Below are 19,203 nucleotides of genomic sequence, written 5' to 3'. Positions count from 1 at the left end.
TCGTAACGGACGGGAGCGGGCGGTGGCACCGGAGCGCGAACGCGGCCACCTGTCGCGGTGTCCCTTCACCCGTAACATGGTCGGTGGTGGTGCGGGAGGTTGCGGCTGTATGTCCGCGTGCCACGCGCCATCACAACAGGACATCTCCAATCATGGCAACCGAAGCGGAGCTGAAGGCGGCGGGCGAAAAGTACATCCCCAAGGGCTACGACCCCGCGCTCTACAAGTTGCGCCACTCCCTCGCGCACGTCCTCGCACAGGCGGTCGTCGAGCGGTTCCCGCAGGCGAAGCCCACGATCGGCCCGCCCGTCGAGTACGGGTTCTACTACGACTTCGACCTCGACGTGAACCCGTCCGACGGCGACCTGGAGTGGATCGGCAACCGGATGCGGCAGATCATCAAGGGGAAGCACGCCTTCAAGGTGCGCGAGATCAGCGCCGACGAGGGCCGTGAACTCTTCAAGGACAACCCGTACAAGCTCGAGCTCATCGACGGGCTGACCGCGGGTAAGGACGAGTACGGGAACGCCTCGGCCGACGCACCGACCATCACCGTTTACCAGCAGGACACCTTCTCCGACCTCTGCCGCGGGCCGCACGTCGAAACCACCGGCGATCTCGACGCGAAGGGGTTCAAGATTCAGCAGGTCACCGGGTCGTACTGGCGCGGCGACAGCAAGAACAAGGCGCTCAAGCGGTTCCACGCGACCGCGTGGGTCAACGGCGACGACCTGAAGGCGCACCTCGCGCGGCTCGAAGAGGCGGCCAAGCGCGACCACCGCAAGGTGGGCCGCGAACTGGAACTGTTCGCCAACGAGCCGGTGTTCGGTTCCGGGTTCCCGATGCTGCTGCCGAAGGGTGCGACCGTGCGCCGGCTGCTGGAAACCTTCATCACCGATTACGAGCGCCGCGCCGGCTACCTGCACGTGTTCACCCCGGACATTGCCAAGAAGGAGCTGTACAAGATCAGCGGCCACTGGGACCACTACAAGGACAGCATGTTCCCGCCGATGGACATGGGCGAGGGGGGGAACGACGACGAGGAGCTGTGCCTGCGGCCGATGTGCTGCCCGCACCACATCCAGGTGTACAAGACCAAGGCGCGGAGCTACCGCGACCTGCCCATCCGCATCGCGGAACTCGGCAACATGTACCGGTTCGAGCGGAGCGGGGTCGTCGGCGGGCTGTCGCGGGTGCGGTGCATGACTCTCAACGACGCGCACCTGTTCGTCCGGCCCGACCAGGTGAAGCAGGAGATCGCGGGCGTCCTGAGCCTGATGAAAAAGGCCTACACCGACCTGGGCATCACCGAATACCGGTTCCGGCTGTCGAAGAACGGCGACCCGGACGGTCCCGCGACCGACAAGTACGTCGACAACCCGGCGATGTGGGAGAGCAGTACCACGATGCTGCGCGAGGTGCTGACCGAATCCGGGATGCCGTTCTTCGAGGCGTGGAACGAGGCCGCGTTCTACGGGCCGAAGATCGACGTGCAGGTGAAAGACGTGATGGGGCGCGAGGAGACCCTCAGCACCATCCAGGCCGACCAGCACCTGCCGGCGAAGTTCGAGCTGGAGTACAAGGACAGCGACGACACCCCGAAGCGCCCGGTGATGATCCACCGCGGCGTCATCTCCACGATGGAGCGGATGATGTCGTACCTGATCGAACTGTACGCGGGCGCGTTCCCGGTGTGGCTTGCGCCGGTGCAGGTCGCGATCGTGCCCATCGGCGACCGGCACTTCGAGTTCGCCCAGAAGCTCGGCGACCAGTTGCTCGATAAGGACCACCGCGTCGATGTGGACCTGAGCAGCAAGCGGATGCAGGCGAAGATTCGCGACGCGCAGTTGCAGAAGATCCCGTACATCCTCGTCATCGGCGACAAGGAGATGGAAGCGAACGCGGTAGCCGTGCGCCTCCGGAGCGGCGAAGACCTCGGGGCCAAGCCGGTCGCGGAGTTCGTCGCGATGCTGGAGAAGGCCATTGCGACTCGCACCCTGAAGCTGGTTCCGGGCGCCTGATCGTTTCCCACCCCGGACCGCGGGCGCCTGCTCGCGGTCCCCGCGAAAGCCACCACGAGATTCGGCATGATCGGTGTTCGCCCGGCCCGCGCGTGGTGCTGGCGGTGGAGTTCCGTTCTGGTGGTCGCGCTCGCGGCCACCACCGTGACCGTGTACCCGACTTACGCCAACTGGCCGCCGATCCGCTCCGACGGCGCCGGGTACCACATCTGGACTTACGCCATCCTGAAGGGCGACCTGTCGTTCTCGTGGTACGAGGGCGAACCCGCCGACGTCGCGCTCCTGCAACCGGACCCGGCGGTGCCCCGGTACACGTGTAAGTACCCGCTCGGGGTGGCACTCATCCGCTTGCCGGTTATGGCGTGCGTCACCGATCCCGCGCGAAACGGTTTGCCCTATTCGCCCGCGGAACACTGGGCCTGCCTCGCACTTGGTGCCGCCGCACTTGTCGCGACCACTGCGCTCGGGCTCGATGCGTGTTACCGTCTCGGTGTGACGCCGGGGTGGGCGAACGCTTCCGTCCTGATGCTCACGTTCGGCACCGGGTTGTACAGTTACGGCACCTACGACGCGAGTTTCAGTCACGTTTACTCGGCGCTGCTCGCGGCGGGCGCGGTGTGGCTCGCGGTGCGGGCCGTACAACTGAAGCGCCCGCTCCCGCTGTGGCCCGTCGTCGCGCTTGTGACACTGTTACTTCTGGTGCGCACGACGAACGTCGTGCTGATCGGCTTTTGGAGCACCGCGTGTGTGGGGTGGGCGGGTGCGGGGCGCGCGTCGCCCGGCTTCCGGTTGCGCGCGACGGGCGCGGCCTGTGTGGGTGTGGGCGTCGGGCTCGCGGTCACGCTCGCGGTCAATCACGAGATGTTCGGCCGGTTCACGCTCAACACGTACCCCGGCGAAAGGTTCATTTGGAACGATCCCAAAATGCTCCTCGTTCTCGGGGGCGAGGAGCACGGATTGTTCCGCTACTACCCGGTGATGGCGGTCGCGCTGCTCGCGCCCCTCATCGTGCGGGAGTTGCGGGGCGCCGCCGTCGCCCTGGTGGGGGTGGTCGCGGCTTACACGGTGCTGTACGGGCACTGGTGGTCGTGGCACCTCGGCGCCGGGTTCGGGCACCGCGGGTTCCTGGAGGCGGTCCCGTTCGCGGTCCCGGTGCTGGCGATGGCCCTGGCTTCGCTGTCGCGCCGCGTTGCGATTGCGTTTACCGTTGCAGGCGCGGTGGCGACGATCTACACGATCGTGCGGATGTGTATTTACTGGGGCGGGCGCGAGTACCGCGTGGCTACGTTTTGATGTGAACCACCGTGCCGTAGTGCGGGCGAAACGTGCTGTACCCGTCCACCAGTCCCCAGAGCACACTGTACGGTGGCTCCGTGTCCGGGTACGAGATGTACCCGTCGGTGAGCACCAGCACCGCGCGGACTTCCGGGTCGCCCGCGAGTTCGTCCAGCGCGGGGCTCATGTCGCTCCCGCCGAACCCGGTGATCTTGTAACGCGCGAGCTCGGCCGGGTCGATCCACTCGTCGGCCGTCACGCCGACGTCGCACTGCACGACGTGAACTTGATTCACCCCCGCGCCCTCGCAAAACGACGCGAGGAGCCCCAGGACGTGCGGGAGCGTGTTCATCATCGAGCCGCTCGTGTCCAGCACGACGTGTAGCGCCCAGCCCTCGCGCCTGCGCCCGGCGAGGATCACGCCGTCGTCGCGCTCGGCCCCCCTCCGGCTCGGGCGCGCGTAACTGCGCGGACCGGGCGAAACGGCGTCGAGCCAGTGCTGGAGCGCGAGTTGCCACGGCGGTTGGTACGCGGTGGCGACCGCTTCCATGAGGGTGCGCGTCGCGCCGGCGTCCGCGCCGTGCCCGTAACCGGTCGCTTGGTCCATCTGGTCGCGGAGCTCCTTCAGGCTGATCGACCGGACCGCCTCGCGGCGCACCCGGTCGCGGTGCGCCGACCAGTCTTTCGGCCCCAACTCCGGTTCCAGTTCGCCCTCCTCTTCGGCGGTGAGCGCGTCGCCCGCCGGGAACTCGTCCGAATCGGTATCGTCTTCGTCGGGTTCATCGGGCTCCGGGGGAACCAGGCCCGCGCGCTCGAGTTCCTGCTGAATCGCGCTCTTGGGCCTCTTCACGCGCTTCGGCTTCTTCTTGCGCTCCACGGTCCAGCAGTCGTCGAGTCTGTTCCCGTTGCGCGCGAGTTCCCGGACCAGTGTTTCGAGCGATTCCCGGCGTGCTCCGGGGCGCACTAGCCCGCCGAGCGGGACCGGGCGGTTCAGTTCGACCGAGAGGATGTCGTTGATGACGTAGTCGTGTGCGATGTTTACGAGGCGCGGCTTGGCGTTCCCGCCCCGGCCGAACGTGTCGAGCGCGAGGTGCATCAGTTCGTGTGCCACCACGAACACGAGATCCGGGAGCGACGCGGACACGAACACGGTGGGGTTCACGAGCAGCAGCCCGGAGGCGCCGATGGCCGCGACCGGGTACTTTTTCGTGACCCGCACGCGGACGCTGTGGCACAGCCCCGATAGGTGCGGGAGTGTGGCGGAAACGAGTTTGAGCGCGCGGGCCGCGTTCGCGACAGCGAGTTGCTCGGGTGAAGGTGGCTCGGGTAGCATAGATCATCTCTGGGACCACGGGCTTTCCCTACGCTCCCGGGAAAGAATCATTCTCCCGGAGGCAAGCCGGTTACAGTTTTCAGTGTGTCGAGCATGACGGCGTTTGCGCCGAGTGCGGCCCACTGGTCGACCTGATCCAGCATCAGCGCGAAGCGGTACTCTTCGCCGACCGCGGCCAGGAACGTGTTGACCTTCGCGCCGAACGCGGGCGCTGGTTGCCCGTCTGGAGCGCGGAGCTGTTGCGCGCCGATCGCTTGTCGGACGCGGTTGACGACGAACCACATCGCGGTTTCCGACGCCGGTAGGAGCGCCGGGTTCTCGATGTAGTCCGCGGCCGGGCGGAGGTCGGCGAGGCCGTCTTCGCACAGCGCGCAGAACAACCCGGCGTCGTGTGGCGTCAGGCGCCCGAACGCGAGCGCGCGGCGCTCGTCCCGTGACAGCTTTCCGGCCCCTTCCGCGAGCTGCAGGTCGCGCGAGAGCAGCGCCCAGGCGCGCGGCGTGGAGAAGGGCACCGGGTCCGCGGGTACGGGGCGCTGGAGCGCGAGCGGGACGTGGCGAATGAAAGAGCGGATCTCCGGGCGCACACCGTTCCGTTCCGCCCACGCGAGCCATTCGTCGAGGTCGACACGCACCGGCACCACGAACACGCGGTTCACGAGCGCGCTAGAGAGTGTTCGCACCAGCGCGCGGTCCTCGCTCCGGTTCCCGGCCGCAACGACCCACGTGCCTTTGGGGAGCCGGTACTCACCGAGTCGGCGCTCCAGGAGCAGCGAATAGAAAGCCTTTTGCACTTCGGGCGGCGCCGCCGGGAGTTCATCAAGGAAGAGGCAGAACGGCTCGTTGTCATCCGGGAGCAGCAGGCGCGGCGGGCAGAAGACCGCGCGGTTGCCAACCAACTTTGGCACCCCGGACACGTCTTCGGGCGCGATCTGTGTTCCCAGAAGCGAGCGGAGTTCGAGGCCGGCTTCCCGCGCCGCTTGCCGTACCGCTTCGGACTTCCCCACTCCGGGTGGTGCGAGTAACAGTAGGCTCTCACTGTCCGCGAGGCACCGGATCAGTTCCTTGGCCTGCGATAGTGTGACGGCCGGCGGGGGGGCGGGTTGGGTCATAGTTGTGTCGGGCAGTGCCCGTTTTGCGAAGGCGGCGCGACCGCGTTACACCTTCATGCCCAAACTCAGACCGTGGAGCGCGAGTTTGGCCTTCACCTCGCGCAGAGTCGTTTCACTGAAGTTGCGAACCTCTAGTAACTCGTCGTCGTTGCGCCGGACCAGTTCGCGCACGGTCGCGATACTTTCTGACTCGAGACAATTGTGCGCGCGCGCGGACAGCCCCAGCTCCGCGAGTGCCCAGTTCAATTTTTCTTCCAGCGCGGTCGATTCGGCCGGGCTCCCGAGCCACGCGGTCGCGAACCGGCGGGCGTCGTCCTCGCTGACGCGCCCGACCGCGAGGGCACGAACCAGCGCGGGCGTGAGCTGACCGCGTGCGCCGACGAGGTCGAGCGCGCGCGCAAGTGAAGCCCACGCCCGCGGGGTGGAGAAGGGCGCGACTTTGTCCGGTACCGGGCGGAGCAGGGCGTCCGGGTTCTGCTCGATGAACGCCACCACGTCCGCGCGAACGTAGTTGGCGTGCGCCCAGGTGATCCACTCCGGTACGTCGATGCGCACGTTCAGAATGAGTACGCGATTCACGAGCGCGCTGGAAATGGTGCGCACAAGAGCCTTATCTTCCGCGCGGTTGCCGGCCGCGACGACCCACGTGCCTTCGGGCAACAGGTACTCCCCGATGCGCCGTTCGAGCAGCAGCGAATAAAAGGCTTTCTGCACGTCCGGGGCGCAGGCCGGGAGTTCGTCGAGGAAGAGGCAGAACTTGGTCGCGTTCTCGGGTAGCAGCACGCGCGGCGGACAGAACACGCTGCGCTCGCCGACGATTCGCGGAACGCCGGACACGTCTTCGGGCGCGATCTGCGTGCCCAGGAGCGATTTGCACTCCAGCCCTGCGGCGCGCGCCGCTTGATGCACCACGTCCGATTTGCCGACGCCCGGCGGCGCGAGTAACAGCACGCTCTGTTCGTGCGACAGGCAGCCAATGAGGTCGCGCGCCTGTGACAGTGTGACCGTTTCAGTGATCGGGCCGGAACTCATCAGCACTTCCCGTGAAGGGAGCGGGACACGGCGGTTCTAACACAGCGTCGGTCGGAAGCACAGCGTCGAAAACTCGGCGCGCCGGCCCGCTTCCGATTACACGCGCCACGTGAACGGACAGTGGAACGTCTTCCGCGCGAAGACCGGGCGGGTCGCGTCGCGCACGTCGTCCGCGGGGGTGTCGCTGTCGCGGAGCCCCTGAATGAGCAACTCGCGCACGGCGACCGGGGCCTGTGCGAACGCCGTCGTCAGTGCCATTCGGAGGAGCCGCGGCGGGAGCACGTTGGGGTCGAGCGGGTACCCCTGCGGGGGGCGCTCGGCCGTGCCCTGTCTCGCGTTGTATACGAGCACGAACGCCCAGGGCAGCGCGGGCCAGCACGCGCGTGCGGCTCCGGTTGGTGGAACCAGCCACAAACCGAACTTCGGAAAGTGGGCGTGGTACAGCACCGGGAGCAGGTTCAAGAACGCGCGCCGGGCCGGGAGCAAGTCGAGGAGCATCTGCACTTCTGCGGCCTTCAGCAGTTGCCCCAGGCGGCCGACTTGGGCCAGGTTGTCCGCGCCGAGCAGTTTCGAGAGGCCGTCCGCAACCGGCCCCGCGTTGTCTTCGTCATCGGTCCACTCGAACAGCGGTTCCAGGTCGAACCAGAACCACAGTTCACCGAGCGCACGCGGGCGCGCCGTCAGCGCCCCCACGAGGGCCGTTTCGAGCGCTGCCGGTTTCGCCGCCCCCACGACCTGCGCCGCATCGCGCCACGACCCACACGGCGCGATGCGGGTGCCCAGTTCGCAGAGCGCCGGGTACGGTTCGCGGGCGGCGACGTGTGCGGCGATCATCGCGACCGCGGGCGCGAGGTTGTGGCCGGTCGGTTTCTTTTTCTTACCGCCGGCCTTCCGGCTCCCCGCGTTCCGGCCCACGAGTTCGTCTTCCAGCTCTTCAGCCGCGCGCGCTTTTTCGTCAGCAGCTTCTCGGTCTCGGTCGCGGTAATCGTATTCCTCTGCGTCGTATGCCGGCTGAGCGTAGGTGGCGGGGTCAATCGGCTGACCCGGTTCGGCAAGGCCGGGGAGGTCGCCCTCGCGCGCGAACCCGTGCTTCACGAGGTAGAGCGCCTCCGCCCGGGTCAGCGCGCCGCGCGCCCAGAAGTGGTGAACGAGTTGCTCAATCACCCGCATGGTGTGTAGTTGCCTTTTACCTTTGGTTCATGCGCAGGGCGCGAGTACGCACAAGCGTGCTGCGGTCCCAGATACGGTCTTCGAGCAATGCGGCCGGGTACTCGGGCGCGCCCCAAGCGTCGAGCAGTTCCAGACCCGCCCACCGGTACCAACTGATACGGTGCCCCAACAACTCGGGAATACTCGATGGTAGCGCGTCGGTGGCGCGGAAATATTCGCGAACGCACCCTCGTTTTACGCCCGGGGCCACCGATGCGGTGAGCTGATCGATGGCCCGTTCGACAATGTCTCTTGCCTCCGCCAGACTGGTGCCGGCCAGTGCTTTCTGGTGCTTGATGAGCCAGATCTTCTGCGCCGTGAACCCGCCCGAACCGAACGCACACATGAGTGCGACGAACAGCAACCCGCCCTCGGGATTGCTCCCGACGCACTGATAAACACCGTCCCAATCCACCGCTTGTGGGGAGGTCGGTTCACCCGGGCGCGGGACGTGAACCGCGATCGCGGACTCTTCGTCCAAGTCCGGCGGGTATAGCAGTGCGTACACCCTTGCTACGATTTCTTGTGGCGCATCCGCAAATACGAGCACGAGATCGTGAAGTAGTTTGTGCGCACACGTGACCCGATCCGCCAACTCGCGGAGCACCGCCCATCCCCGGGCATTGTCTGTTGCTGCGATAACGGTTTCGCGCAGTTCGGGCGCCACGAGTCGCATCTGCCCGAGGTGCCCGAGTGCGACCGCCGCTCGCGCTGCGAGGGTCGGGTTCGGTTCGCGTAACAGCTCTCGCAGTTCGGGAGATACGTCGTCGGCCACCGAGGTGAGGTGGCGGAACAATGGTAGCACCAGCACCACAGATCGCTCGTCGCTGCTGGTCAGAAGCGCGACCAGGGCCGGCCACACCGTCGGCAACTGGTCCGGGTACTGGCGGAGCGCATCGGCCGCTCGCACCCGCACCTCGGGGGCCGGCGAACTCAGATTGTTTGCGAGCGCGGTCGCGTGCCGCCGGCGTACCTCGGTCGGCGCCGTCTTCCAGGCCGGTTGTTGGAGGACGCACTCCAGCGTGCGCGGGTCGAGGTTCGTGTCTTCCACCAGCGCTACGGCCCCGTCGAGATTCAGTCCCGCGAACACCTTGGCCAGAGCCGCGAACGCATCCGGGGTGAATACGACGGACCGCCGGAGCCGGTCGAGGGTTCGCGCGACCAGGGTGGTCGCGTTCGGATCGCCCTGCGCGATCCACGGCAGAACCGGGCACACCGTGCGCGCGGTTTCGGGCTGCTTCGCGATCAGTTCCAGAACGTCCGGTAGCACGGAACTGGCGCCCGAACCGAGCGCGTACAGCACCCGGCCCGCGGCCTCGAGCAAGTCCAGTGGCACCGCGCTGCAATCGCGCGTGCGCTCCAGAATCACGTTGTGTGCGTGGGGGCGCGCGAGCAGGCGCGCTGGAACGCACTTCGCGGCTTTACTGAATACGACCGCCCGCGTTTGCGCCGGTATGTTTGGATCACTGAGGATCGGGATCAGTACGGCCCACCCCCGTGCGCCGAGGCGAGCCACGCGCTGGACCGCGGGCACAAATAAGTCCTGCGCCTCGGTGCCCAGGCGCACCAAAAGCTCGCGCGCGAGTGGCTCGAGGTCCGGTCGCCGACCGAGGTGCTCACAGAGCACGTCCGTCAGGAGCGCGAGTAGGAGCGGGTCGTTTTCAAATTGCGGGCTTTGCGGATCGATAGTTGCGAGCCACGCGCGGTTGACTCGCCACGTCAGTCGCCAGAGCGCGGCACCGGCCGCGAACCCCGCTTCGGGGTGGAGCAACCGGGCACGAACGGGTTCCAGTGTGATCGAGAGGTCGCTGGTTGCGTGTCCCGCGCCATCGGCCAGACCCATGAGCAGGGCGGATTCGACTTGCGGACCGGCGTGACCGAGAAGCGCCAGCCAAAGTTCCGCCGCGCGTTCGCCGGAACGAACCACAGTTTCGCCGGCCCATTTTTGGTCCCCCGGCGCCAGCCCGCGGAACTCCGCCGGCGCGTGAAGGGCGAAGTCCACGATCAGCGGTCCGGCCCGGTCCGGCGCGAGTTTGCGCATCACGGCGACCGCGTCCGCGGACGCGGCCAAATTCGCTCGACGCAGCACCCACGCGAGCGCGGCACCGGCGGCACCTTCGTCGCGGTACACCTCGACCATCGCCTCGGCCGCGATCACCCGGCGCGCGGGGAGCGCTGCGTTCAACTCGGCGCGGATGAACGATTCGAGCGCGGCGGCCTCGGCGGGGGTCGCACGCAGGTGGGCGTAGATCTCCCCGCGCACGGCGGGTCCGCCGGTGCTCCATTGCGTGAGCAGGTTCGCGAACGTGGGGGTATCGGACATGCGCGGGTGTTCGAGCGCGATCTTCAGCGGCGGAGCGATAACCATTGCAGTTGGATGGTATCACACGGTCTGGGATGTGCCAACGGGCGGCGGAAAAGCGGTGCCGATAATCGGAAGACAGCGCCGGTCGCGAATTGGTTCGTTTGCGTCGTTTTGGGCTCATTTCTCGTGATACGCGGGAGTAAATCGGCGCCGCCGGGCGTTATACGAATGGCGGGGTGAACGCGACCCCGTCGGTGACTCTACTTCACTTCGAGGAGGACGCGAACGATGATCGTTCCACAACCGTGTGCACGGTGCGGCGGCGAGATCCCGCCCGAGCGGTTGGAAGCCATCCCCGAGACGAGGGTGTGCGTGGCGTGCAGCAAAGAGATGGGCGGCGAGTTCACGGTGGTCGCGACACCGGAACGGATCAGCAAGGAGGGCAGCCTCAAGAAGAACTACGGCGGGTACAGTACCCAGAAGATCCGGAGGCCGATCAAGCCGAAGAGTAGCGAGTGATTCGATTGAAGATGCGTGGCGAGGGCCGCTGGTAGCAAACCGGTGGCCCTCGCCACGCGCAAACGCATTCACCCGTCAGTGGCGCCGCCATGCTGCTGGCGGGGCACCGGAGACACTGGGCGAGATTGTGACGTGCCGCCTCTCCCCGCGGGCGAATCGCGGTTCTCGGTCCGCATCGCCGAGCACTACACCTTGAACACGTCCTTCACGTTGTCGCGCAGGAGCCGCGTGCCCAGTGCGACCGCGTCCGTCTCACTGAGTGCCCCGGGGCGGACGAACTCGTCTGCCAACACGCCCGCAAGAATGCGCCGGTACATGCCGTACTTTGGCTTCACGAACTCCAGCTTGTAGGCGTCCGAATAGTACCCGATCAGCTTCGTCTTCGGCACCGCGGTGATGCGCTCCGTCAAGTCCTTGCGGATGAACGGCGGGGTGTTCGAGTACCACCAGTGGCCGTTCGGCAGCACGTTCGGGAAGATCCACGAGTACGCCATCAGTTCCTGGTTCTGCGCGCTCGTCAGCACCGAGACCGGGAACGTCACGTCCGGGAAGGCGTTGAACAGTTCCTTGTATTGCAGCAAACTGGTGCGCTGGTCGAACAGGTCTTGCCCCTGGTAAACGCCCTTCTCGTAAACACGACGGTTCACGCCGATCATTAAGTCGAACGGGAGCCGGAAGTCGCGGCAGAACTCGGCGATCAGCCAGAACATGCCGGGCGCGAGGTCGTGGTACCCGTGGAACTGCATCTGTTCGTAGAAGTGCTCGTCGTCGAACTTCGCCGGGTGGAAGTTGGGCGGGAGCGAGATCGCACACGCCTTCGCCCCGTTCCGCGTGAAGTGCAGGAACACTTTCGCTAGCGCCATTCGCAGCGTCGCCCCGTCGTGAACGTGGACGCCGCTGATCGCCTCGAGCCGGCGCCGCGTGTCGGGCTTATCGAGATTGAACACCAGTGAGTCCGTCCGCAAACACGGGACGTACTTCGTGGTGTCGAAGCCCTGGAGCGGGTCGTCGAACTCGTTCGTCAGGAAGATCTTTTCGAGGCGCGACTTCGCGAACACCTGCGCTTCCCAGTCCGGTTGCGCGAACGTCTTTTGCGCAGCGTCGAAGAGTTTGTCCGCGTCGGCCGCGGTGACGTGCGTTTCCTGTTCGTCGAAGCCCAGAAACGTGCGGGCGATGTCCACGAACCAGCCGTACTGGGCAGTGTTGTCGTACCGGTCCATGAACCGGACGATTTCGCGCACGCGCTCGCGCGGGTCCGCGTCCCGTGACAGGAGTGCCTGACCCATCCCGGCGGAGTGGGCGAGTTCGGTGTAGTAGTGGTAGCCGAGGATGTCGTCGAGGGACTTCGAGACCGGGCTGAGCGGGTCGATGTGCGAGTGCGGGTCAATAAGGGGAACCTTGGACAGTGCGGATTCCAGGTTCTGCACCAGTTGATCGGCCGGCATGGCGCCCTCTTCAGCAGCAGGTAGAAAGGTGGGCGGTTGTGTCAGTTTTACCAATGACACGTCTTACAACGCCCGGCAAGATTTACAAACTAGGCGAGGTTTCCGAACTGTGGCACGAATTTTTGCCGCGGTACACCGATTGGTCAATTTTCGCGGACTTATGGCATCAGAGGAGTTGCGCCGAATCGAGCATTTGGTGCCCCGCGATACTCCGGCAATTGGCACGGTCGCTGCTTTCAGTTATACCGTCCGCGACGAACAACCCCCAAGTGAATCGCGGATCGGTGCCGGATCGCTCAACGACGAACTTTCCCCCAAAGTTCGTCACCCCCAAGGGCGACCCGGAACTGCGGAACACCAGGGCCACAACGACCTTCCCCCAAGGTCGCGGCCACGGGAGAGATTTCCCCCCTCTCCCGAACCTTTCAGACAACACGTCCGTTCCCCCGTCTTACGGCAACACTCCCCCATGCCGCCGCCTCCCCCAGGCGGCGGCTCGTCTTTTTGATACACGTGATGGCTTCAAGAGTTGGGGAGCTTACACCAACCGATTCACGCCGGCCGTTCGCCAACGCATACCGTTATTCCAAATCCATTCGCCACCACGCGAGCGCCGTGAACACCGCGCCGAACGCACACAATGCCGCGCACGCGGTGAGCACGGCTGATATGTCCGGGGCCGGGGTCGCGAGCAGTTGGTTGTAAGCGTCCAGCGCCCAAGCGTGTGGGGTCACGAGGCTGATCGTCTTCATCTGTTCAGGCATCAGGTCGCGCGGCATCAGTGATCCGCTCACGCCGCCGAGCACGAGTACCAGCAGCGTGCCGTAGACCGCGACCTGTGTTTCGGTGCGCGCGACGCTCGCGACCAGAATCGCGAGCCCCACGGCCGCGAAAGAGGTGCTGGCCACGAGGGGCAGTAGAAGCTCCGGGCGCGAACCCCACGTCATCCCGAAGAGGAGCTGCCCGGCCGCGAGCAAGAACGCCCCCTGGAGCAGCGACACCGCGAGGCACGGGAGCAGTTTGCCGAGGAGGATCTGCCCGCGTGTGAGCGGGGCGGCGCGGAGGCGCACCATCGTGCCGTGCTTGCGCTCGCCGACGAACAGCCAGCCCACGCTCAGTACCAGGAAGAACGCGAACATCACCGTGTACGACGGCACCAGGATCTGGTACCGCAGCGCGCCGCGATTTAGCACGCCGCTACCGGCCGTGTCGTGGTACTCGATGCGGTTCGCGGCGACGCCCTCGCGGGTATCGCTCTTCACCAGATCGCTCCATCGCGTCGCCTCGAAGTTGTAGTTCGAGAACAAATCGCCGACCCCGCGCTTCACCGTTGGTCCCACCTGCTTTTGCACCGAGGGCGTGAGTACCTCGCCGAACGCGACGTCTTTACCCACGCGCTCCATGATCGCGCGGTTCTGGAACGCCTTATGAACCGCGCGCTGGAACTCGCCCTTGCGGTTCGCGATGACGAGGGCGTCTTCACTGGCTTTGAAGAAGTTGCTCCCCTTTGTTGCGCGAAACTCGTCCAGCACGATCTTCGGAAAGTCCTTATCGCTGGTGAGCGCGACGAGCAGTTTCTGCACCACCGGGTCGAGTTCCTGAAGAACCTCCGGTGCGATCGGCTTCACACCGTTGAGGCGGTTCGCGACCAGTTCCATGAACTTCTCGTCACCGACGCGGGCGAACGCCTTCCCGATCATCCACGGAATCACCACGCGCAGGAGCGTGACCTGCGTGACCTGCTCGATGATGGACGCGGACACGGGTTGCGTGCGGTCGTTTAGCAGCGAGGCGCCGAGTTGGTTAAGGCGCACGCCGTCGCGCCCGAACGGGTTAACGGAATCGGCACTCGTGAGGAACGAGCAGCGGTGCATCCGTTCGCTGAAATCCTCCTCGAACACGATGACCGCGGCGCGCCGGTTCTTCGCGATCAGGCGCTCGGCTTCACCGCGGTCGCGGATGATTTCCAGCCGAATGTCTTGCGTCGCGCTCATGTCGTCGATCACGACTTCCGACCACGGCTTTTCGGGGAAGGGCACCTTTCCGGGCAGCCCGCGATCGAGGTTCACGACGGAGATGCGGAGCCGATCGTCCGGCTTCTCGCCGAAACCCTCACCCAGCGCCAGCCCCAGCACGAGAATGAGCAACAGCGGCGTGACAAGCAGAATGACCGCGCTCCGCGGGTCGCGGAGCAACAGTCGAAGGTCTTTCGCGGCGAGTGTGAGAATGGGCATGCGCTAATCCCTTAGCCCGCGGCCAGTGAGGTTCAGGAACACGCGCTCCAGAGTCGGCTCGGTGGTGGTCGCGGAGGTGAGGTTCGCCCCGCTTGCGGCGCACTCGGACGCAATCCGCGCCAGGACTGGGCCGATGTCTTCGACCACGACATCGAAGGTGGAGAAACCTATGCCCGAAGAACCTAACCCCCCAACCCCCTTCCCTAAGAAAGAAGGGGGAGCAGAGCCAAGAACAGGTGCGGAACTGTTTTCGGTATTAAGCCCCTCTCCGTTTAGGGGAGGGGCTGGGGAGGGGTTCTGTTCTGTTCCCCCTTCCTTCTTAGGGAAGGGGGTTAGGGGGTTAGGTTGTCTTTGCTCCCCCACTCTCTTCACACCCGGTATCGCTTGCAGACGCTGGAGGAAGTTGCTCGGCGCGCCGGACACCGTGACGCGGACGGTCGTGTCGAGGCGCCGGAGCAGGTTCGGGAGCGTGTCGCAGGCCCGGAGCGTGCCGTTGTCGAGGACGGCAATGCGCTTGCACAGCGTTTGCACCTCTTCCATGTAGTGGCTCGTGTAAATCACCGTGAGCCCGGCCGCGTTGAGGGCCTTCACCTGCTCGAAGATGTGGTTGCGGCTCTGTGGGTCCACGCCCGTTGTCGGCTCGTCCAGAATGAGCAACTTCGGCGCGTGTACGACCGCGACCGCGAGGTTCAGCCTGCGCTTCATGCCGCCGGAGAACGCGCCGGCGCGGTCGTTCGCGCGATCAGTCAGTTCCACTGCGGCGAGCACCTCGGCGACCCGCGATTCCAGTTGCTTCCCGCGAAGAGCGTAGAGCTTGCCGAAGAACCGGAGGTTCTCGCGTGCGGTCAGGTCGGGGTAGATCGCGAGGTCTTGCGTACCGATGCCGATGAGGTGGCGCAGTGCGCGGTCGTCGTGCGTGAACGGTCGGCCGAAGAGTTTCACCGACCCGCCGTCGGCGCGCGTCAGCCCGGCCGCGATCGAAAGCAGCGTCGTCTTGCCGGCACCGTTGGGACCGAGCAGGCCGAAGACTTCGCCCGGTTGCACGGCGAGCGAAACACCGTCTAGAGCAACGGTTTCGCCGTACCGTTTGCGAATGTCCGTGACTTCGAGTACCGCTTCTGGCATGGAGGACTTTGTTGAAACGATGGTTGCAGTTACCGGAATCTACGGAATGGTTACTCGCGTGGCCTTAACCATCTACCCGCAATGGATTTAAGTCGCCTGTCGAAGCTCGTAGGCTAACAATTGCTAACATTTTTGGCCCGGAGCGGTCGCGCGGCCGATTCGTGTCGCGCTCAATGCGCTAACTGCTGATTTTTCCATTACTTGTAACAAAGGTTCCCTTTCGCCGCCCCAAGCCTGTGGCTAACAAACGCTGACATCTCGGCTAACAAATCCACCCCTCAGAGTGCTCGCTGTCAGTCGCTCACCACTCGCATCATTCTCGCGCCAGCACCCTAACCCGACAAATTATACCATAGTGAACAGAAGGATACAATCGGTTTGGTCGGGGTATCGCGAACGTGTCGTAGAAACTTCATCTCCCGTGGCAGTCTTGGCCACCACTCGCGGTATGCGGCCGGGGTCTGCAGTTCTTGGTTGTATTCCCCCAGCGCCTTACGGTTACTCCGTGATGCGCCCACCGAAACTAGAAGGACCGAGGATCGTGGACCAGGAACTGTTGGCCAGCGCCCGGGTTCGGCTCGCGAACGAGCGGCCCGTTAATACGAAGGGCGAGTACATCCTGTATTGGCCCCAGATGTTTCGGCGGCTGCACTCGAACCACGCGCTCGATTGCGCGCTCCGGCTCGCCGCCGAATACAAGAAGCCGCTCGTGGTGTACGAGGGGCTGAAGCTGAACTACCCGTGGGCGAATGCCCGGCACCATGCGTTTATTCTGCAAGGAATGCGCGACAACGCGGTTGCGGCGAAGAAGCTCGGCGTCGCGTACTGGCCGTTCGTGGAGACGCTGGGCGACACCGGACGCGGGCTGGTGAAGCGACTCGCCGCGAATGCCGTGTGCGTTGTAACCGATGATTACCCCGCGTACATCGTTCCCGCACACAACCGCGCGCTCGCGGCGAAGAGTGACGTGCCGGTGATTCTGGTCGATGGCAATTCCGTTGTGCCGCTCGCGCGACTCGGGGCGCCTGTTGCGGCCGCTGCGCACCTGCGCCCCCGTATTCACAAGCTGTTTGCCGAGGAGTGGCACCACCGCTCCGCACCAGTCCCCGAGGTGTCGAAGGTCGCGAAGAGCAAGCTCGACCCGCCGTTCCGCGCGTGGAACCCCAAAGAAAATATCGCGACGTTCGTTGCCGCGCTGCCGGTCGATCAGAGCGTACCACCGGTGCCGGGGATCGAAGGCGGCTCCGTGGCGGGGCGAACCGCGCTAGATTCGTTTATAGCTGAGAAGCTGCCGAACTACGCGGAGGGGCGCAACGAACCGAATGACCCCGCGCACAACGCGGCGAGCGGCCTGAGTCCGTACCTGCACTACGGCCATCTCAGCATTCAGGAGGTCACGGAGGCCGTTTTGGGTGACGAGTGGACCGCGAAAGAAATCAATCCGAAGACCCGGAACAAGGACGATTTCTTTTGTCGCGATGCGAACGTGAACAGTTTTTTGGACGAGGCGATTACCTGGCGCGATGTGGGTTATCACTGGCATTTCGCACGAAATTCGACGAATAACGCGAATTTAGAATTCACCCTCAATGTCAGTTGGTGCGCGCCCCCAACAACCGACATTCCGCGATTTAATTTCGAGATGATGGATTTTTCCCCGGGTGGCGAACGCACCCTGGACATCGTGTTGCCAGACTGGGCACGAACCACGCTCCGCAAGCACGAATCCGACCGGCGCGAGCACCTCTACGACCTCGAAGAGTTTGAAGCCGCCGCGACCCACGACGACCTTTGGAACGCGGCCCAGCGCGAACTGGTCGCGACCGGGCGCATTCACAACTACCTGCGGATGTTGTGGGGCAAGAAGGTATTGGAATGGAGCGAATCGCCGGCGGTCGCGTACCGCGTGCTGGAGTACCTCAATAACAAGTACGCGATCGATGGACGCGACCCGAACTCGTACACGGGCATTTTGTGGTGCTTCGGGCTGTTCGACCGCCCGTGGCCCCCGGAGCGCGAGGTTTTCGGAGGGGTGCGCTACATGTCGTCCGCGAACACCGCCCGGAAGTTCGACCTCGATGGCTACTACGAGTACGTTGATCGGGTCGCCCCGCGCTCGTGATCTCGTGCGAAACACCGCAACGCTTCGCCTTTGCGACAACCGCGCGCAGGCAAGGGGAACCGATTCAATAATCGGTCGGGTGGAGCGGGTTCGGTGCGGCACCGCGCGCCATCTCAACGGCTTTCGTGGTGATGTAGTACCGCGCGAGCGCGTTCGGGCGCTCCCACGGCGGAACGGCACGCGGCGCGTGGAAGTACCGCACGAACTCGTCCATTACGGCCGCGAAGTGGTCCTCGTGGCTCGCGCGCCAGTCGTCCGGGATGACGACCTGGGCTTCGGTACCGAGATCGGAGACGAACATCCCGGTGAAATCGCGCTGGAACGCATCGCACCGACCGCGGAGCCGGTCCACCATTTCTGCGTGGCGCGCCGGGTCGGTCGCCGTGACGAATATCTCCGGCCGCGCGCCCGGCTGCTGGCGGATCGTGAGCGTCGCCCGCGTTCCCCGCGCGACGCAGGCGTGCGTGTCGCCGCCCGCGGGCGATTCAAACTCCCAGGCCGTTTCCAGTTTCACGTGAACGCCGCGAAGTGTGTAGGTCGCGCTGTTGTTCCCGGCGTAGTGCAAATTTCGCCCCACCACATACGGGCGCAACTCGTCCGGGAAGCCGCCCAGACCCGTGACCGCGCCGAACTGCTCCCGGGTGAGCACCAGCGGCGCCCGGTCCGCGGCGAGCATCTGAATCTGCGTCGCGTAGTCGATCGGCTGGTCCGGCGCGGTGATCCACATGGAGAGGTCCGCGAGGTGCGTGCCCACGTCGGCCATCGCTTCACCGGACGTGGCCGGGTCGAACCACCACCAGGGCCGCACGAGCGGTCGATCGTTGACCAATTTCTTGAGGAAGTGAACGCTCCGCATCTGCAGGGCCGGCTCGTTCGGGGCGCCGGTCTGCCACGAACCGAACAGGTCCGCGTCGCGGGCGAACTCGCGGACGAGCCAGTTCGTGATCTCGAACCGCTCGGTGAGCATGTCCCACATGAACACTTCGCGCAGCTCGGACTCGCGGAACAGGGCTTCGAGTTTGGGGAAGTCCGCGTGTTCGATGATCCAGGGCTTGTCCGCGATAACGGGTAGGCAGTTCGACACGGCGAGCCGCATCAGGTCGATCTTCGGCCGGTTGCGCCCGCTGAGGACGACCGCGTTGCCGGGCTGCTCGCGCGCGAACCGTTCGAGGTAGTCGGCGCCGGCCCGGAGGTCCACTTCCCAGGTCGTCGGTTGGTCGGGCCGGTTGTTGAACGCGGCGATCCGCGCGAGGTGAGCGAGCGTGTCGGCGTCGAGCGGCGCGTACACGTGCGTGCGGGGGTCGATCCCGTACAGCGCGCGCTTTTGCACGAGAGCCGCGTGGAAGTGACCGGGGGCCACGGTCATGAGACGAAGTAAGCGGAACAACGAAAACTCCGCGGTGGGCCGAACGAGCGGGGGTGTCGGTTGGGAAAGAGCAAGTTGCGGGCCGGGGCGCGGGGGCGTAGAGATAAC

Annotated in this window: 13 protein-coding genes; 4 read left to right on the top strand and 9 right to left on the bottom strand. The window is 65.3% G+C overall.

All coding sequences use genetic code 11. The annotated features are described in order from the left end of the window. Nucleotides 1-152 precede the first annotated feature (152 nt). Entirely contained in the window at nucleotides 153-2,021 is a 1,869-nt protein-coding gene (gene thrS, locus J8F10_RS08170) for a threonine--tRNA ligase (protein ID WP_210653344.1), read from the top strand. A gap of 66 nt (nucleotides 2,022-2,087) precedes the next feature. Continuing rightward, a complete protein-coding gene (locus tag J8F10_RS08165; RefSeq protein ID WP_210653343.1) occupies nucleotides 2,088-3,314 on the top strand; it encodes a hypothetical protein in 1,227 nt (408 codons plus the stop codon). Here J8F10_RS08165 and J8F10_RS08160 read toward each other — a convergent pair. The 5 genes from J8F10_RS08160 to J8F10_RS08140 form a co-directional block, all read right to left on the bottom strand. Beyond that, a complete protein-coding gene (locus J8F10_RS08160) occupies nucleotides 3,304-4,629 on the bottom strand; it encodes a vWA domain-containing protein (RefSeq protein ID WP_210653342.1) in 1,326 nt (441 codons plus the stop codon). The genes J8F10_RS08165 and J8F10_RS08160 overlap by 11 nt on opposite strands. Nucleotides 4,630-4,676: 47 nt before the next feature. After that, nucleotides 4,677-5,738 (bottom strand): ATP-binding protein, encoded by a 1,062-nt coding sequence (locus J8F10_RS08155; protein WP_210653341.1) that lies wholly within the window; start codon nucleotides 5,736-5,738, stop codon nucleotides 4,677-4,679. A 45-nt stretch (nucleotides 5,739-5,783) separates the two neighbouring features. Beyond that, nucleotides 5,784-6,770 carry a DNA-directed RNA polymerase subunit alpha C-terminal domain-containing protein gene (locus J8F10_RS08150; RefSeq protein WP_246523059.1) on the bottom strand — a complete coding sequence of 329 codons (987 nt, stop codon included), beginning with the start codon at nucleotides 6,768-6,770 and terminating at the stop codon, nucleotides 5,784-5,786. Nucleotides 6,771-6,866: 96 nt separating this feature from the next. Further along, nucleotides 6,867-7,940: a hypothetical protein gene (locus J8F10_RS08145; protein ID WP_210653340.1), complete on the bottom strand. Its 1,074-nt coding sequence runs from the start codon at nucleotides 7,938-7,940 to the stop codon at nucleotides 6,867-6,869. A 16-nt stretch (nucleotides 7,941-7,956) separates the two neighbouring features. Then, the gene (locus J8F10_RS08140) at nucleotides 7,957-10,302 is read right to left on the bottom strand and encodes a HEAT repeat domain-containing protein (RefSeq protein ID WP_210653339.1); all 2,346 of its coding nucleotides are present in this window, start codon (nucleotides 10,300-10,302) and stop codon (nucleotides 7,957-7,959) included. A 270-nt stretch (nucleotides 10,303-10,572) separates the two neighbouring features. On the opposite strand from J8F10_RS08140, the gene J8F10_RS08135 reads away from it, so the two are divergent. Continuing rightward, nucleotides 10,573-10,803, top strand: a complete 231-nt coding sequence (locus tag J8F10_RS08135) for a TraR/DksA family transcriptional regulator (RefSeq protein ID WP_210653338.1) — start codon at nucleotides 10,573-10,575, stop codon at nucleotides 10,801-10,803. Nucleotides 10,804-10,988: 185 nt separating this feature from the next. On the opposite strand, the gene J8F10_RS08130 is transcribed toward J8F10_RS08135, so the two are convergent. The 3 genes from J8F10_RS08130 to J8F10_RS08120 all read right to left on the bottom strand — a co-directional run bounded on the left by J8F10_RS08130 (nucleotide 10,989) and on the right by J8F10_RS08120 (nucleotide 15,607). Continuing rightward, nucleotides 10,989-12,248 (bottom strand): glucuronate isomerase, encoded by a 1,260-nt coding sequence (locus tag J8F10_RS08130; RefSeq protein ID WP_210653337.1) that lies wholly within the window; start codon nucleotides 12,246-12,248, stop codon nucleotides 10,989-10,991. 581 nt (nucleotides 12,249-12,829) lie between these two features. Further along, complete coding sequence (locus tag J8F10_RS08125; protein ID WP_210653336.1) at nucleotides 12,830-14,482, bottom strand: ABC transporter permease; 1,653 nt, start codon at nucleotides 14,480-14,482, stop codon at nucleotides 12,830-12,832. A gap of 3 nt (nucleotides 14,483-14,485) precedes the next feature. Continuing rightward, complete coding sequence (locus J8F10_RS08120) at nucleotides 14,486-15,607, bottom strand: ABC transporter ATP-binding protein (RefSeq protein ID WP_246523057.1); 1,122 nt, start codon at nucleotides 15,605-15,607, stop codon at nucleotides 14,486-14,488. A gap of 541 nt (nucleotides 15,608-16,148) precedes the next feature. On the opposite strand from J8F10_RS08120, the gene J8F10_RS08115 reads away from it, so the two are divergent. Next, nucleotides 16,149-17,729, top strand: coding sequence for a deoxyribodipyrimidine photolyase (locus J8F10_RS08115; RefSeq protein WP_315854090.1), 1,581 nt, complete (start codon nucleotides 16,149-16,151; stop codon nucleotides 17,727-17,729). A 64-nt stretch (nucleotides 17,730-17,793) separates the two neighbouring features. Here J8F10_RS08115 and J8F10_RS08110 read toward each other — a convergent pair whose 3' ends face one another. Continuing rightward, nucleotides 17,794-19,116, bottom strand: a complete 1,323-nt coding sequence (locus J8F10_RS08110) for a putative oxidoreductase C-terminal domain-containing protein (protein WP_210653335.1) — start codon at nucleotides 19,114-19,116, stop codon at nucleotides 17,794-17,796. Between the last annotated feature and the right edge of the window lie 87 nt (nucleotides 19,117-19,203).

Origin of the sequence: Gemmata palustris (assembly GCF_017939745.1) — a bacterium.
GTDB lineage: Bacteria > Planctomycetota > Planctomycetia > Gemmatales > Gemmataceae > Gemmata > Gemmata palustris.
Note: the sequence above shows the minus strand (reverse complement) of the source record. Positions and strands in the feature narration are given on the sequence as shown.